Below are 15,877 nucleotides of genomic sequence, written 5' to 3'. Positions count from 1 at the left end.
TCAGTCAGCCAGTGCGGCGTTCTGCAGCTCGAAAATTTCGGTCATGCCTTTCTGGGCCAAGGCCAGCATGGCGTTCAGGTCGGCCGGCTGGAATGGCGCGCCTTCGGCGGTGCCCTGCACTTCGATGAAACCACCGGTGCTGGTCATCACTACGTTCAGGTCGGTCTCGGCAGCCGAGTCTTCCAGGTAGTCCAGGTCCAGCACGGGCTCGCCCTGGTACATGCCGACCGACACAGCAGCAATCATTTGCTTGAGCGGGTCGCCGCCTTTCAGGCCGCCGCGTTTCTTGATCACTTTGAGTGCATCGACCAGGGCCACCATAGCGCCGGTGATGGAAGCGGTGCGCGTGCCGCCGTCAGCCTGGATCACGTCGCAATCGACGTACAGGGTGACGTCGCCCAGCTTGGACATGTCCAGGGCTGCACGCAGGGAGCGGCCGATCAGACGCTGGATTTCCAGGGTACGGCCGCCTTGCTTGCCACGGCTGGCTTCACGCTGGTTACGCTCGCCGGTGGCGCGCGGCAGCATGCCGTATTCGGCGGTCAACCAACCCTGGCCCTGGCCCTTGAGGAAACGCGGCACGCCGTTTTCGACGCTGACGGTGCAGATCACCTTGGTATCGCCAAACTCGACCAGTACAGATCCCTCGGCGTGTTTGGTGTAGTTGCGGGTGATGCGGATCGAGCGGAGCTGATCGGCAGCGCGACCACTTGGACGTTTCATAGGGGATACCTGTACGGAGGACGAAAAACTGCCGAGCATTATAGAGCCGCGAACCGATTCGGGGCACTTCTAAAAAATTCGGTTACGAATGGCGAGCCTATTGCCCATTGTTTGGGCGCGCTCGCCCCACTGCGCTACAATCCTGCGCCTTCGCAGCCTGTCGGCTTCAATTTACCCATCAGCCCGCATTTGTGGGACTGCATCGCGAGGTACCTCCATGGTGCACAGCATGACCGCCTTCGCCCGCGTCGAAAAAGCCGGCGTCCAAGGCACCCTGAGCTGGGAACTGCGCTCGGTCAACAGCCGTTACCTGGAGCCGCACCTGCGTCTGCCGGAATCCTTCCGTGACCTCGAAGGCGCCGTGCGTGAAGCACTGCGCCAGGGCATCTCCCGTGGCAAGCTCGAATGCACCCTGCGCTTTACCGAGGAAACCACCGGTAAGCCACTGCAAGTCGACCGCGACCGCGCCGCGCAACTGGTTGCCGCCGCCGAAACCATCGCCGGCCTGATCAAGCAGCCCGCCGCGCTCAACCCTTTGGAAGTGCTGGCCTGGCCCGGCGTACTCGTGGCCGACGCCACCGACCCGCAAGCCCTCAACGCCGAAGCGCTCGCCTTGTTTACACAGGGTTTGAAGGAGCTCAAGGCCGGCCGCGAGCGCGAAGGCGCCGAACTGGCCCGCCTGATCAACGAGCGCCTGACCTCGATCGAAGCCGACGTAGTCACCCTGCGCGAGCTGGTGCCGCAGATGCTCGCCACCCAACGCCAGAAAGTCCTCGACCGCTTCACCGACATGAAGGCCGACCTCGACCCCGTGCGCCTAGAGCAGGAAATGGTGCTGCTGGCACAGAAGAGTGACGTGGCCGAAGAGCTCGACCGCCTGAGCACCCATATCCTCGAAGTGCGCCGCGTGCTCAAGTCCGCCGGTGCCGCCGGTCGGCGCCTGGACTTCCTGATGCAGGAACTCAACCGCGAAGCCAATACACTGGGCTCCAAGGCGTTTGATCCGCGCAGCACCACGGCTGCGGTCAACCTCAAGGTGTTGATCGAGCAGATGCGCGAACAAGTACAGAATATTGAGTAAGGCAACCTCCATGACCCACAGCACCGGCACCCTTTACATCATTTCCGCCCCTTCGGGCGCGGGCAAGAGCAGCCTGGTCAAGGCCCTGACCGACGCTGACGAGCAAATCCGCATCTCGGTCTCGCACACCACCCGCGCCATGCGCCCGGGCGAAGTGGACGGCGTGCACTATCACTTCGTCGAGCGCACCGAGTTCGTGAAGATGATCGAACACGGCGACTTCCTTGAGCGTGCCGAAGTCTTCGGCAACCTCTACGGCACTTCGCAAAGCCATTTGCAGCAGACCCTGGACGAAGGCCACGACCTGATCCTGGAAATCGACTGGCAGGGCGCTGAGCAAGTGCGTCAGTTGATGCCCAAGGCGCGCTCGATCTTCATCCTGCCACCTTCGCTCGAAGCCTTGCACCAGCGCTTGACCAACCGTGGCCAGGACAGCGACGAGATCATCGAAGGCCGCATGCGTGAAGCCGTCAGCGAAATGAGCCACTACGTCGACTATGACTACCTGATCATCAACGACGATTTTGCGCATGCCCTGGACGATTTGAAGGCGATTTTCCGTACCAATCAGCTCCAGCAGAAGCGCCAACAACAGCGTTTCGGTAAATTACTGGCCGAACTGCTGGGTTGATTGACGCTTCCCAAAACCGCTGCAAGGGCTTTACATTGGCACTTGTAGCGGTTTTGCGAGGGCCTGCGAAAAAACAGCGCTTCCCTAAACGCTGGTGATTTTTTAAACTGTTTAGTCCGCTCGCCCAACCGGGCAGCGCGCATCTTGCATTCGCTCCGAGGAATACCATGGCCCGCGTAACCGTTGAAGACTGCCTAGAACACGTGGATAACCGCTTTGAGCTGGTCATGCTCTCTACCAAGCGTGCCCGTCAATTGGCCACTGGCGGCAAAGAGCCACTGGTCCAGTGGGAAAACGACAAGCCTACCGTTGTAGCCCTGCGTGAAATCGCTGAAGGCCTGATGAGCTACGAGTTCATCGCTAACGCCGAAATCGTTGAAGACGAACCGCTGTTTGCAGCGTTCGAGGACGAGTCCAACGAGGCCGTCTAAGCCTATGCCTGGTCGACGTAGCACGGCGCGGGGTCACAGCCAACGGCAGGAGTTAACACTTTGCCGAGCATAGACGCCCTCGCCGATCGCTTATCGGCCTACCTCGGCCCAGACCAGGTCAACCTGGTCCGCCGAGCGTATTTCTACGCCGAACAAGCCCACGACGGCCAACGCCGCCGCAGTGGTGAAGCGTATGTCACGCATCCTCTTGCCGTGGCAAATATTCTCGCCGACATGCACATGGACCATCAGAGCCTGATGGCTGCGATGCTGCATGACGTGATTGAAGACACCGGCATCGCCAAGGAAGCGCTCAGCGCGCAATTTGGCGAAACCGTGGCCGAACTGGTCGACGGGGTCAGCAAACTGACCCAGATGAACTTCGAGACCAAGGCCGAAGCCCAGGCAGAAAACTTCCAGAAGATGGCCATGGCCATGGCCCGCGACATTCGGGTCATTCTGGTCAAGTTGGCGGACCGGCTGCACAACATGCGCACGCTGGAAGTGCTGTCCGGCGAAAAACGCCGGCGCATCGCCAAGGAAACCCTGGAAATCTACGCGCCCATCGCCAACCGGCTGGGCATGCATGCCATTCGTATCGAATTCGAAGACCTCGGCTTCAAGGCCATGCACCCGATGCGCTCGGCGCGCATCTACCAGGCGGTAAAGCGCGCCCGTGGCAACCGCAAGGAAATCGTCAACAAGATCGAAGAGTCGCTGAGCCACTGCCTGGCGATCGACGAGATTGAAGGCGAGGTCAGCGGCCGGCAGAAACACATCTACGGCATCTACAAGAAGATGCGCGGCAAGCGCCGGGCCTTCAACGAGATCATGGACGTGTATGCGTTCCGGATCATCGTCGACAAGGTCGATACCTGCTACCGCGTGCTGGGCGCTGTACATAATTTGTACAAACCTCTGCCAGGCCGCTTCAAGGACTACATCGCCATTCCCAAGGCCAACGGCTATCAGTCGCTGCATACCACGTTGTTCGGTATGCATGGGGTGCCGATCGAGATCCAGATCCGCACGCGGGAAATGGAAGAAATGGCCAACAACGGCATCGCCGCCCATTGGCTGTACAAATCCAGCGGCGACGAGCAACCCAAAGGCACCCATGCCCGCGCCCGCCAGTGGGTCAAAGGCGTGCTGGAAATGCAGCAACGTGCCGGCAACTCCCTGGAATTTATCGAAAGCGTGAAGATCGACCTGTTCCCGGACGAGGTCTACGTATTCACGCCCAAAGGCCGGATCATGGAGCTGCCCAAAGGCTCCACGGCGGTCGACTTTGCCTACGCGGTGCACACCGATGTCGGCAACAGCTGCATTGCCTGCCGGATCAACCGTCGTCTCGCACCGCTGTCCGAACCGCTGCAAAGCGGCTCCACGGTCGAGATCGTCAGTGCACCCGGCGCGCGCCCGAATCCGGCCTGGCTTAACTTCGTGGTCACGGGTAAAGCGCGGACACACATCCGCCACGCGCTCAAACTGCAACGCCGCTCCGAATCCATCAGCCTGGGCGAACGCCTGCTGAACAAGGTGCTCAACGGTTTCGACAGCGCCCTCGAAAAAATCCCGGCCGAACGCGTGCAAGCAATGCTCCACGAGTACCGCCAGGAAACCATCGAAGACCTGCTGGAAGATATCGGCCTGGGCAACCGCATGGCCTATGTGGTCGCCCGCCGCCTGCTCGGCGAAGGCGAACAACTGCCAAGCCCCGAAGGCCCGCTGGCCATTCGCGGCACCGAAGGCCTGGTGCTCAGCTACGCCAAGTGCTGTACGCCGATCCCAGGCGACCCGATTGTCGGCCACTTGTCTGCAGGCAAAGGCATGGTGGTGCACCTGGACAACTGCCGCAATATCAGCGAGATCCGTCACAACCCCGAAAAATGCATCCAGCTTTCGTGGGCCAAGGATGTCACCGGTGAATTCAACGTCGAGCTGCGGGTTGAGCTGGAGCACCAGCGCGGCCTGATCGCCCTGCTGGCCAGCAGCGTCAACGCGGCCGACGGCAATATCGAGAAAATCAGCATGGATGAGCGCGATGGCCGCATCAGCGTGGTCCAGCTGGTGGTCAGCGTGCACGACCGCGTGCACCTGGCCCGTGTGATCAAGAAACTGCGCGCCCTGACGGGAGTGATCCGCATCACCCGCATGCGTGCATAGCCGTTCTCTTACAAGGAGTCACTCATGACCAAGACTGTTATCACCAGCGACAAGGCCCCGGCCGCCATCGGTACTTACTCCCAGGCGATCAAGGCGGGCAACACCGTCTACATGTCCGGCCAGATCCCACTGGACCCAAAGACCATGGAACTGGTTGAAGGCTTCGAAGCACAAACCGTACAAGTCTTCGAAAACCTCAAGTCCGTGGCCGAAGCCGCTGGCGGTTCGTTCAAGGACATCGTCAAGCTGAACATCTTCCTCACCGACCTGAGCCACTTCGCCAAGGTCAACGAGATCATGGGCAAGTACTTCGAACAGCCGTACCCAGCCCGCGCCGCCATCGGCGTTGCTGCCTTGCCTAAAGGCGCACAGGTTGAGATGGACGCGATTCTGGTCATCGAGTAAAACACCCGGCGCAGCCTTCACGGGCTGCGCCGACTTCGTTTTAGAAGGATTTCGTAATGCGCAAAGCGCTTGTAGCCTCTTCGTTGCTCGCCCTGTTGCTGGGCGGCTGCGCCAGCAACCCCGCCGACCTGGATGTGAGCGGCACCTGGATCAACCAGGCCGCCATCAACGCGGCAGCCAAGGGCGGCCCTTTGCGTGAAGCCCTGCAATCCTTTGGCCCGAACCTCGAATGGGAGGTCAATACCAAGGCTTCGCAGGCACGCTACTACAATGGGTTTGAAGTCGCTGAAGGCAAGTTGCTGGGTGAGAAATCCGGCGCCTGGAGCGTCGAGTTCTACGGCAGCTCGGCTACCGAACTCAAGCGCAAGGGCAAACAACTGTTGCAAGTGGCCAACGATAACGAGCCAGAACAATTGTTCGCCCGCGCCAAAGACCCGGCTCCGGAGGGCGCGCCATTGGGCGCCAACTTCGAACGGGCGCTGTATGCAGCCTACATGGGCGGCGACTGGAAGATCACTGACGGCAACGGCGACGGCGCCACGGTGCAGTTCCAGGCTGACGGCAAGGTCGCTGGCCTGCCAGGCGTCGACCGCTACTCGCTGTGCCTGGCGGGTGACTGCGCCTCGATGAGCGGCGGCTACGACAGTATCTGGCTGCAACTGAACGGCCAGGGCAACCCGTGGATCTTCGTGCGCAAAGGCAAGCAGCTGGAAATTTTCCAGGCGGTAAACACCGCGCATACCGACGAAGTACCTTCGTTCACGCCCGGCCCGCGACAGTGGTTGCTTGAAAAAAAATAGGCAGCCAAACACAACGCTAAATGTGGGAGCGGGCTTGCTCGCGAATACGGTGTAACAGTCAAATCATCAGTGACTGAACCCGCGCATTCGCGAACAAGCCCGATCCCACATTTTTTTGATCGCGTTTAGCCCTTTAGAATCGCTGCATACCCCTCGCGATAGGTCGGATACGTCGGCACCCAGCCCAGCGCCTTGGCGCGGGCATTGCTGCATTGCTTGCTGCCGGCACGACGCACACTCGCATCATCCGCCCACTCGGTTACGCCCAGGTACTCGCGCAACCAGCCGACCACTTCCGCCAACGGCGCAGGCGCATCGTCCACGCCGATGTAGATCTTATCCAGCGCACCGCCCTGCTCCACATGCCGCAACAAAAACGCGAGCAAGCCCGCGGCGTCATCCGCGTGAATCCGGTTGCCATATAAAGGTGGATCAACTGCCACGCGGTAGCCCTGGCGCACCTGGGTCAACAGCCATTCGCGGCCGGGACCGTAGATCCCGGTCAACCGCACGATACTCGCAGGGATTGCGCTGTTAAGGGCCACTTGCTCGGCCTCCAGCATCACCTGGCCCGAATATCCCTTCGCCAGGGTGTCGGAGGTTTCGTCGACCCACTCACCCTTTTGCTGGCCGTACACACTGCTGCTGGACACAAACAACAGATGCTTGGGTTCCTGGCCGTAGTCGCCCAGCCACTCCAATACATGCTGCAACCCTTGCACATACGCCGCGCGATAGCCGGCTTCATCGTGGTCCGTGGCAGCAGCGCAGTACACCAGGTAATCCACCCCGCCGATCGGCCAGGTGTCAGGGCAATCTTTTTTGAACAGGTCGCCGGCAATGCCGATGACCCCGTCGGGAAGCCGCGAAATATCGCGTCGCAGCCCATGAACCTCCCATCCCGAGGCCAGCAATTGGCTAGCCAGCCGACTACCCACATCGCCGCAACCGGCAATTACAACAGAAGGCGCAGACATCACAAAACTCCATTCTTAAAGGCGCAGATTAGCCGCCAGAGATGACCAGCGGCCAGCAAAAGGACAAATTAAGTAACTGTATTACTTTTGTTAACAAGAATTACTTGCAATAATAACCCCCCAATTTGTCCTCGGCCTCACAGGGTCTGGCAGGACGATCACTCATTTCTCTCTCAGGTCCGGCCAGCATGACACGTAATACAAACCCCGCTTCGCCAACCAAGCTTCACAGCCCATCCCGCGCCTGGCGTGCGATTGCTGCGCTGCTGTTCAGCGTACTGCTGGCACCGACCGCCGCCTTCGCTGATGCCACCGCCCCAGCCGCTCCGGCGGCTGCCGAGCACACCGCGGCAACTCCGGCTGCGCCTGCTGCCGCACCGGTCGCCACCGACCCTGCTCAGGCGGCCAACCCGGCGCCTGCCGACGACTCCGGTGTAGTGCTCGAACAAGACAACACCTTGGGCATGGCCCATGACCTGTCACCCTGGGGCATGTACCAGAACGCCGACGTCGTGGTGAAAGCCGTGATGATCGGCCTGGCCATCGCCTCGATCATTACCTGGACCATCTGGATCGCCAAGGGCTTCGAGCTGCTGGGCGCCAAGCGCCGCCTGCGCACTGAAATCGTCCACCTGAAGAAGGCCACCACCCTCAAGCAAGCCAGCGAAACCGCGACCAAGAAGGGCACCCTGGCCAACCTGCTGGTACAGGACGCGCTGGAAGAAATGCGCCTGTCGGCCAATACCCGTGAAAAAGAAGGCATCAAGGAACGCGTCAGCTTCCGCCTGGAGCGGCTGGTTGCAGCCTGTGGCCGGAACATGAGCAGCGGCACCGGGGTTCTGGCTACGATTGGTTCCACCGCGCCTTTCGTCGGCCTGTTCGGCACCGTGTGGGGCATCATGAACAGCTTCATCGGCATCGCCAAAACCCAAACCACCAACCTCGCCGTCGTTGCCCCTGGCATCGCCGAAGCCCTGCTGGCTACGGCTCTGGGCCTGGTTGCCGCGATTCCTGCGGTGGTGATCTACAACGTCTTTGCCCGTTCGATTGCCGGCTACAAGGCTCAGGTATCGGACGCATCGGCAGAAGTCCTGCTGCTGGTCAGCCGCGACCTCGATCACCTGCCTACCGAGCGCAGCTCGCAACCGCACATGGTGAAAGTGGGGTAATCGGCCATGGGCCTGCATTTGAATCAAGGCGACGACGAACTCGTCGAGAACCACGAAATCAACGTCACACCGTTTATCGACGTGATGCTGGTGCTGCTGATCATCTTCATGGTGGCGGCCCCACTGGCCACCGTGGACATCAAGGTCGACCTGCCTGCGTCCAGCGCCAAACCTGCGCCGCGGCCGGAAAAACCGATTTTCCTCAGCGTCAAAGCGGACCAACGCCTGTTCCTGGGCGAAGAAGAAGTCAAAGCCGAAACCCTGGGCCCGGTGCTCGACGCCAAGACCCAAGGCAAGAAAGACACGACGATCTTCTTCCAGGCCGACAAGGGCGTGGACTACGGCGACCTGATGAGCGTGATGGATGCCCTGCGGGCAGCCGGCTACCTCAAGGTTGGCCTGGTCGGACTTGAGACGGCAGCCAAGAAATGATCACGACGCGCCACAAACTGACGCGTTATGGCACCAGCCTCGCCGTCGTGCTGGGCGTGCATGCCGTCGCGATCATCATCGCGCTCCAATGGTCCGCGCCGCATCCGGTCCAACTGCCACCGGCGGCCATGGTCATCGACCTGGCGCCGATGCCTGCACCGCCGCCTCCGGCACCGCCCAAAGTCATTACACCGCCGCAGCCGCCGGCACCGGTGGAAGAACTGCCCCTGCCGAAAATGGCCGAGGCACCCAAGCCCACGATCCAGGTACCCAAGCCGGTCAAGCCCAAACCGAAGCCTCAGCCGCCCAAACCCGTGGAGAAGAAGCCCGAGCCGCCCAAGGAAAAACCTTCCGAGGAGCCACCGAGCGAAACCCCACCGACCAAAGCCCCGGCTGAGAAGTCCGCCCAGCCCGTGCCCGGCCCATCGCCCGCACAGGTAGCGGCCAAGGCGTCCTGGGAAGGCGCCCTGCTGGCGCACTTGCAGAAGTACAAGAAGTACCCGCCAAGCGCCCAACAGCGTGGCAAGGAAGGTTTGAACCGCCTGCGCTTTGTAGTCGATGCCGAAGGCAACGTGCTGTCGTACGAGCTGGTCGGCCGCTCCGGCAACGCTGACCTGGACCGTGCGACCCTGGACATGATCCGTCGTGCCCAGCCACTGCCCAAGCCACCGGCCGATATGTTGAAAGGCGGCAGCGTCGAGATCGTCGCGCCGTTTGTTTACAACATCGAGAAGCGTCGCCGCTAAGGCTTGCAAAAACGGGCGTGCGTGTGGGAGCGGGCTTGCTCGCGAAAGTGGAGTGTCAGTCACCGATTTTATTGGCTGACCCACCGCTTTCGCGAACAAGCTTGCTCCCACGTTTGATTTCATCAGCTCTAAAAATCCTTTTTCAGCTAAATCCGCGCCACTCCCCGCTCAATCCCCATCAAAGTTCTGATAACGTGCGTCTATCGATTGCAGCCGTTATGCTTGGCCTGCAACCTCATGGACGCCCGCTATGACTCTTACAGAATTACGCTACATCGTGACCCTCGCCCAAGAACAGCACTTCGGCCATGCGGCCGAGCGTTGCCACGTCAGCCAGCCGACGCTGTCGGTGGGCGTGAAAAAGCTTGAAGACGAACTCGGTGTGCTGATTTTCGAGCGCAGCAAGAGCGCCGTGCGCCTCACGCCAGTGGGCGAAGGCATTGTTGCCCAGGCCCAGAAGGTACTGGAACAAGCCCAAAGCATTCGCGAGCTGGCCCAGGCCGGCAAGAACCAGCTGACCGCACCGCTGAAAGTCGGCGCCATCTATACCGTCGGCCCGTACCTGTTCCCGCACCTGATCCCGCAACTGCACCGCGTTGCGCCGCAGATGCCGTTGTATATCGAAGAAAACTTCACCCACGTATTGCGCGACAAACTGCGCAACGGCGAGCTGGACGCGATCATTATCGCCCTGCCGTTCAACGAGGCAGACGTGTTGACCCTGCCGCTCTACGACGAGCCGTTCTACGTGTTGATGCCCGCCTCACACCCGTGGACACAGAAAGACACCATCGACGCCGGCCTGCTCAACGACAAGAGCTTGCTGCTGCTCGGTGAAGGCCACTGCTTCCGCGACCAGGTACTGGAAGCCTGCCCGACCCTGACCAAGGGCAACGACGGCGCCAAGCACACCACCGTAGAATCCAGCTCCCTGGAAACCATTCGTCACATGGTGGCTTCCGGCCTGGGTATTTCGATCCTGCCGCTGTCGGCAGTCGACAGCCATCACTACGCCCCTGGCGTGATTGCGGTGCGCCCACTCACGCCGCCAGTGCCGTTCCGTACCGTGGCCATTGCCTGGCGTGCCAGCTTCCCGCGGCCGAAAGCCATTGAGATCCTCGCCGACTCGATCCGCCTGTGCTCGGTGGCCAAGCCGCCTGCTGCGAGCTAAGTAAGCGTATGACTGAGCTGTCGCGAGTGTCGGTGACGGCACTCAAAGGTGTCGGTGAAGCCATGGCCGAGAAGTTGGCCAAGGTCGGCCTGGAGAACCTCCAGGATGTGCTGTTTCACTTGCCTCTGCGCTATCAGGACCGCACACGTGTGGTGCCCATCGGCCAATTGCGGCCGGGCCAGGACGCCGTGGTTGAAGGCACCGTCAGCGGTGCCGATGTGGTGATGGGCAAGCGCCGCAGCCTGGTCGTACGGCTGCAGGACGGTACCGGCGGGCTGAGCCTGCGCTTCTATCACTTCAGCAATGCGCAAAAGGAAGGCCTCAAGCGTGGCACCCGCGTGCGCTGTTACGGTGAAGCCCGGCCTGGCGCGTCGGGCCTGGAAATCTATCACCCGGAGTACCGCGCCATCACCGGCGACGAGCCGCCCCCGGTCGATACCACGCTCACGCCGATCTACCCACTGACCGAAGGCCTGACACAACAACGCCTGCGCCAGCTGTGCATGCAGACCCTGACCCTGCTCGGCCCGAAAAGCCTGCCCGACTGGCTGCCCCTGGAACTGGCCCGCGACTATCAACTGGCGCCGCTGGACGATGCGATTCGTTACCTGCACAACCCGCCAGCCGATGCCGATGTCGACGAACTCGCGCTCGGTCATCACTGGGCACAACACCGCCTGGCCTTCGAAGAACTGCTGACCCACCAGCTGTCTCAGCAACGCCTGCGCGAAAGCATGCGCTCCCTGCGTGCACCCGCGATGCCCAAGGCCACGCGCCTGCCGGCGCAATACCTGGCCAACCTCGGCTTTGCGCCGACAGGCGCCCAGCAACGCGTGGGCAATGAAATTGCCTATGACCTCAGCCAGCACGAACCGATGTTGCGGCTGATCCAGGGCGACGTGGGCGCGGGCAAGACCGTGGTCGCCGCCCTCGCCGCCCTGCAAGCATTGGAAGCCGGTTACCAGGTGGCGCTGATGGCGCCCACCGAGATCCTCGCCGAACAACATTTCATCACGTTCAAGCGCTGGCTCGAACCGCTCGGCCTGGAAGTGGCATGGCTGGCGGGTAAGCTCAAGGGCAAGGTCCGCGCGGCGGCGCTGGAACAGATCGCCGCAGGTGCACCGATGGTGGTGGGCACCCACGCGTTGTTCCAGGATGAAGTGCAGTTCAAGAACCTCGCACTGGTGATCATCGACGAACAGCATCGTTTCGGCGTGCAGCAACGCCTGGCCTTACGCCAGAAAGGCGTGGGCGGACGCATGAACCCGCACCAACTGATCATGACGGCCACGCCGATCCCGCGCACGCTGGCCATGAGCGCCTATGCCGATCTCGACACGTCAATTCTCGATGAGCTGCCGCCAGGCCGCACACCGGTCAATACCGTGCTGGTGACCGACACGCGGCGTGTGGAGGTCATCGAGCGCGTGCGCGGTGCCTGCGCCGAAGGGCGTCAGGCGTACTGGGTATGTACGCTGATTGAAGAGTCCGAAGAACTGACCTGCCAGGCTGCCGAAACCACCTATGAAGACCTCACCAGTGCCTTGGGCGAGCTCAAGGTCGGGCTGATCCACGGCCGCATGAAACCTGCGGAAAAAGCCGCGGTGATGGCCGAATTCAAGGCCGGCAACCTGCAACTGCTGGTGGCCACCACCGTGATCGAGGTCGGTGTGGACGTGCCCAATGCCAGCCTGATGATTATCGAAAACCCCGAGCGCCTGGGCCTCGCCCAACTGCACCAGTTGCGCGGCCGTGTTGGCCGGGGCAGCGCCGCCAGCCACTGCGTGCTGCTCTACCACCCGCCGCTGTCACAGATCGGCCGTCAGCGCCTGGGCATCATGCGCGAAACCAACGACGGCTTTGTCATCGCCGAAAAAGACCTTGAGCTGCGCGGCCCCGGCGAAATGCTCGGCACCCGCCAGACCGGCCTGCTGCAATTCAAGGTCGCCGACCTGATGCGCGACGCCGACCTGCTGCCCGCCGTGCGTGATGCGGCGCAGGCACTGCTTGAACGCTGGCCGGATCACGTCAGCCCGTTGCTCGATCGTTGGCTCAGGCATGGGCAGCAATACGGCCAAGTGTGACGCCTGACTCACTTATCCAACCTACAGTTGTATCAAGCTGGTTATACTTCGATGACTGTAAGAAATTGGATCAGGCCATGTCAGAAGTCGCCCTCGCCACAGTCCCACTGACCGCCCCGCCGGTCATTCGGGCTCTGCTCGCAAAGCTCGCCATCCCTTACACAGAGGTTGTCGAACAGCCCGGCCTGAATCCCGCGCAAAAGGTCCAGGCTGTGTTGCTGGAAGACGCCGTCGGCGCGCTCATGGTGTTGTTCCCGCAAAGCCAGTTGCTTGACCTCAACCGTCTCGCCGAGCTGACCGGTCGCCGCCTTATCGCCGTGTCGCCGGATCGCATCGAGCGCATGCTGGCCAAGCATGAACTGAGCCTGCTGCCCGGCCTGCCGGCACTGACCAGCTCGCCGTGCCTGTACGAAGGCAGCCTGCTCAACGAACCGAGCCTGCTGGTGCACTCAGGCGAAGCCGGGCTGCTGCTGGAAATTGCCAGCGGCGACTTCAAGACCATGCTCACCAAGGCCAGCGCCGGTCATTTCGGCGAGCCCCTGAGCAATATCCGCCCCAACCTCGACCGCCCCAATGATGACCGCGAGGAAATCACCCAGGCGATGCAGGCCTTCACCGCTCGCCGCATCCAGCAGCGCCTGGAAGCAACCATCGAGATTCCGCCGCTGGCCGACACGGCGCAGAAGATTATCAAGCTGCGCGTCGACCCCAACGCCACCATCGATGACATCACCGGTGTCGTCGAGACTGACCCAGCCTTGGCCGCTCAAGTGGTGAGCTGGGCGGCGTCGCCGTACTACGCCTCGCCAGGCAAGATTCGTTCAGTGGAAGACGCCATCGTGCGCGTGCTCGGCTTTGACCTGGTGATCAACCTGGCGCTGGGCCTGGCCCTGGGCAAAACCCTGAGCCTGCCCAAAGACCATCCGCATCAGTCCACCCCGTACTGGCACCAGTCGATCTACACCGCCGCCGTGATCGAAGGCCTGACCCGCGCCATGCCTCGCGCCCAGCGCCCGGAAGCCGGCCTGACCTACCTCGCCGGTTTGCTGCACAACTTCGGTTATCTGCTGCTGGCCCACGTGTTTCCGCCGCACTTTTCGCTGATCTGCCGCCACCTTGAGGTCAACCCGCACCTGTGCCACAGCTATGTCGAGCAACACCTGCTGGGCATCAGCCGCGAGCAGATCGGCGCGTGGCTGATGCGCTACTGGGACATGCCGGACGAACTGTCCACCGCCCTGCGCTTCCAGCACGACCCGACCTACGACGGGCAATACGCTGAATATCCGAACCTGGTGTGTTTGGCCGTGCGCTTGTTGCGCAGCCGTGGCATTGGCTCCGGACCGGATGAGGCGATTCCGGATGAGCTGCTTGAGCGTCTGGGCTTGAGCCGTGACAAGGCTGAAGAAGTGGTCGGCAAGGTGTTGGATGCCGAAGTGCTGTTGCGTGAATTGGCATCGCAGTTCAGCCAGGGCTGACACGGTCACCTGATAAACCGCTATCGCAGGCAAGCCAGCTCCCACAGTTGACCGAGTTCCAACCCTGGAATGCAGTCAACTGTGGGAGCTGGCTTGCCTGCGATGAATTCAACTCGGTCCCCCTGAAGAAACCCTTCAGGCCTTCTTCTTTTTCTTCGGCTTCAAATACTTGGTCAGCCCCTGGAACCAGATCACCAGCGCCGGGTTGCCCTTGATCTGGATCGACTTGTCCTGAATCCCCGTCATGAACGCCAGTTGCTTGTTCTTCGCCTGCATCGTGGCGAAGCCGTAGGCCGCATCTTTGAACGCGATAGCAAATGCCGGCGCAGGGTGAACCCCTGAACGGCTGGTGATGCGCTGGTCTTTGACGATGAAGTGACGGGCAACCTTGCCGTCGAGGGTCTGCAACTGGAACGCCAGGTCTTTGTCACCCAGTTGTTGCTGGAAAGCAGGGTTGGTGCGGCTGGCTTTGCCCATCATCAGGCCAAGCACCCACAGCAGAAGACGAAATTTCATGCACACGGCCTCGGTGTATTTATTAAGTGGCCGCAGCAGTGTAACGATTTGCAGAAGGAACGCCACCGATCTCGCGCTTTAGCAGGAGATCGGTTGGCGTTTAACGCTTATAGCAACATGTTACTTAAACGTTAGGGCAAGGCACCGGCGCCCAATCGGCGAGGTTAGGATCGCGGCAGGTGCCTTCGATCTGTGCTTTACCGGCGCTGGCGACCTGCTTGCTTTCAGCTTGCTTGGCCTGCACGGTCTGGATGCTCTTCTCGGTGGTCACCGCTTCTTTCGGCACGGTTGGCAATACTGGCTTTTTCGCGACTTTTGCCGGTGCTTTGCCTTTCTTGGCCGGTACAACTGGCGGCGTTACATCGGCCTGGGCAACGGTTACCACATCGTTGCGCTGCACACCGACTTGCTGCAGGTCTTTCTCGTAGGCCTGGGTGTAGTTATTCAGGTCTTCGCTGGCTTTACCGTTGACCGCAACGATCAGGTCATTGGACTCCTTCAAGCCTGCAACGATTTCCGCCAGGCGCTTGCGGCCTTCGGTGTCGTTGACGGCCTTGGCTTTACGATCGGCCACCAGCTTGGTGAACGCGCTCTGGTAGCACTGCTGGGACGCCTTGGCGTAAGCGGTGCTACGGTCGATGTCGGAAGCGCTTTTGTTGAAGTCCGTGGAGTACGACGCGATGCGCTGGTTGTCATCCGTGATCTGCTTCTGACGCTCGGTGTAGTAACCCGCTGCGCCGCCAGCCAGGGCGCCGCCCGCTGCACCGATAGCGGCGTTACGGCCGCGCTTTTCGGAGTCGCCGGTCAGCGCACCCAACAGAGCACCGCCGGCCGCGCCGAGGGCCGCACCGGTCACAACCGACTTGGTCATGTTCGAATCGGTTGCACGCAAGTGCTGCACCGGCTCGTAGCAGTTCGGGTAGTACTCGACCTTGGTGCTTGACGCGACCTTGGACGCCGGTGACGTGGCGCAACCAGTCAACACGGTGCTGAAACCGGCTGCGATCAGCAGCAGGTGACGCTTGGAAACCGCCTTACGGGAAAAAAGCATAGGTGTGTTCTCTTTT

General features: G+C 61.3%; 16 protein-coding genes. 12 read left to right on the top strand and 4 right to left on the bottom strand.

What is annotated here, in order from left to right; all coding sequences use genetic code 11:
* Positions 1–723, bottom strand: a complete 723-nt coding sequence (gene rph / locus JFT85_RS16615) for a ribonuclease PH (RefSeq protein ID WP_003213280.1) — start codon at positions 721–723, stop codon at positions 1–3.
* Positions 724–940: 217 nt separating this feature from the next.
* Between rph and JFT85_RS16610 the strand changes: the two genes are divergently transcribed.
* The 6 genes from JFT85_RS16610 (at position 941) to JFT85_RS16585 (ending at position 6,237) form a co-directional block, all read left to right on the top strand.
* Positions 941–1,804: a YicC/YloC family endoribonuclease gene (locus JFT85_RS16610; protein ID WP_053258665.1), complete on the top strand. Its 864-nt coding sequence runs from the start codon at positions 941–943 to the stop codon at positions 1,802–1,804.
* Between the two features lie 10 nt (positions 1,805–1,814).
* Complete coding sequence (gmk, locus tag JFT85_RS16605; protein WP_053258666.1) at positions 1,815–2,435, top strand: guanylate kinase; 621 nt, start codon at positions 1,815–1,817, stop codon at positions 2,433–2,435.
* A gap of 167 nt (positions 2,436–2,602) precedes the next feature.
* Positions 2,603–2,866 (top strand): DNA-directed RNA polymerase subunit omega, encoded by a 264-nt coding sequence (gene rpoZ / locus JFT85_RS16600; RefSeq protein WP_003176920.1) that lies wholly within the window; start codon positions 2,603–2,605, stop codon positions 2,864–2,866.
* A gap of 60 nt (positions 2,867–2,926) precedes the next feature.
* Positions 2,927–5,032: a bifunctional GTP diphosphokinase/guanosine-3',5'-bis pyrophosphate 3'-pyrophosphohydrolase gene (gene spoT / locus JFT85_RS16595; protein ID WP_053258667.1), complete on the top strand. Its 2,106-nt coding sequence runs from the start codon at positions 2,927–2,929 to the stop codon at positions 5,030–5,032.
* A 24-nt stretch (positions 5,033–5,056) separates the two neighbouring features.
* Entirely contained in the window at positions 5,057–5,437 is a 381-nt protein-coding gene (locus JFT85_RS16590; RefSeq protein WP_003176922.1) for a RidA family protein, read from the top strand.
* A 56-nt stretch (positions 5,438–5,493) separates the two neighbouring features.
* Positions 5,494–6,237, top strand: a complete 744-nt coding sequence (locus JFT85_RS16585) for a hypothetical protein (protein ID WP_169875521.1) — start codon at positions 5,494–5,496, stop codon at positions 6,235–6,237.
* Between the two features lie 125 nt (positions 6,238–6,362).
* Here JFT85_RS16585 and JFT85_RS16580 read toward each other — a convergent pair whose 3' ends face one another.
* Entirely contained in the window at positions 6,363–7,214 is an 852-nt protein-coding gene (locus tag JFT85_RS16580; RefSeq protein WP_053258669.1) for an SDR family oxidoreductase, read from the bottom strand.
* A 188-nt stretch (positions 7,215–7,402) separates the two neighbouring features.
* On the opposite strand from JFT85_RS16580, the gene exbB reads away from it, so the two are divergent.
* From exbB to JFT85_RS16550, 6 genes are all read left to right on the top strand, one after another.
* A complete protein-coding gene (gene exbB, locus JFT85_RS16575) occupies positions 7,403–8,383 on the top strand; it encodes a tonB-system energizer ExbB (RefSeq protein WP_053258670.1) in 981 nt (326 codons plus the stop codon).
* Between the two features lie 6 nt (positions 8,384–8,389).
* A complete protein-coding gene (gene exbD / locus JFT85_RS16570) occupies positions 8,390–8,815 on the top strand; it encodes a TonB system transport protein ExbD (protein WP_003195519.1) in 426 nt (141 codons plus the stop codon).
* Positions 8,812–9,561, top strand: coding sequence for an energy transducer TonB family protein (locus tag JFT85_RS16565; RefSeq protein ID WP_053258671.1), 750 nt, complete (start codon positions 8,812–8,814; stop codon positions 9,559–9,561). The genes exbD and JFT85_RS16565 overlap by 4 nt, the downstream gene beginning before the upstream one ends.
* 250 nt (positions 9,562–9,811) lie before the next feature.
* Positions 9,812–10,732 (top strand): hydrogen peroxide-inducible genes activator, encoded by a 921-nt coding sequence (locus JFT85_RS16560; protein ID WP_003213305.1) that lies wholly within the window; start codon positions 9,812–9,814, stop codon positions 10,730–10,732.
* An 8-nt stretch (positions 10,733–10,740) separates the two neighbouring features.
* Positions 10,741–12,816, top strand: a complete 2,076-nt coding sequence (gene recG, locus JFT85_RS16555; protein WP_053258672.1) for an ATP-dependent DNA helicase RecG — start codon at positions 10,741–10,743, stop codon at positions 12,814–12,816.
* Between the two features lie 77 nt (positions 12,817–12,893).
* The gene (locus tag JFT85_RS16550) at positions 12,894–14,294 is read left to right on the top strand and encodes an aminoacyl-tRNA deacylase and HDOD domain-containing protein (RefSeq protein ID WP_053258673.1); all 1,401 of its coding nucleotides are present in this window, start codon (positions 12,894–12,896) and stop codon (positions 14,292–14,294) included.
* A gap of 135 nt (positions 14,295–14,429) precedes the next feature.
* Here the strand turns inward: JFT85_RS16550 and JFT85_RS16545 are convergent, their stop codons facing one another.
* Positions 14,430–14,810: a hypothetical protein gene (locus JFT85_RS16545; protein WP_053258816.1), complete on the bottom strand. Its 381-nt coding sequence runs from the start codon at positions 14,808–14,810 to the stop codon at positions 14,430–14,432.
* Between the two features lie 124 nt (positions 14,811–14,934).
* On the bottom strand, positions 14,935–15,861 hold the full coding sequence (tagQ, locus tag JFT85_RS16540; protein ID WP_053258674.1) for a type VI secretion system-associated lipoprotein TagQ: 927 nt from the start codon (positions 15,859–15,861) through the stop codon (positions 14,935–14,937).
* Positions 15,862–15,877 lie beyond the last annotated feature (16 nt).

This window comes from Pseudomonas sp. TH04, from assembly GCF_016651355.1.
Lineage (GTDB): Bacteria > Pseudomonadota > Gammaproteobacteria > Pseudomonadales > Pseudomonadaceae > Aquipseudomonas > Aquipseudomonas fluorescens.
Note: the sequence above shows the minus strand (reverse complement) of the source record. Positions and strands in the feature narration are given on the sequence as shown.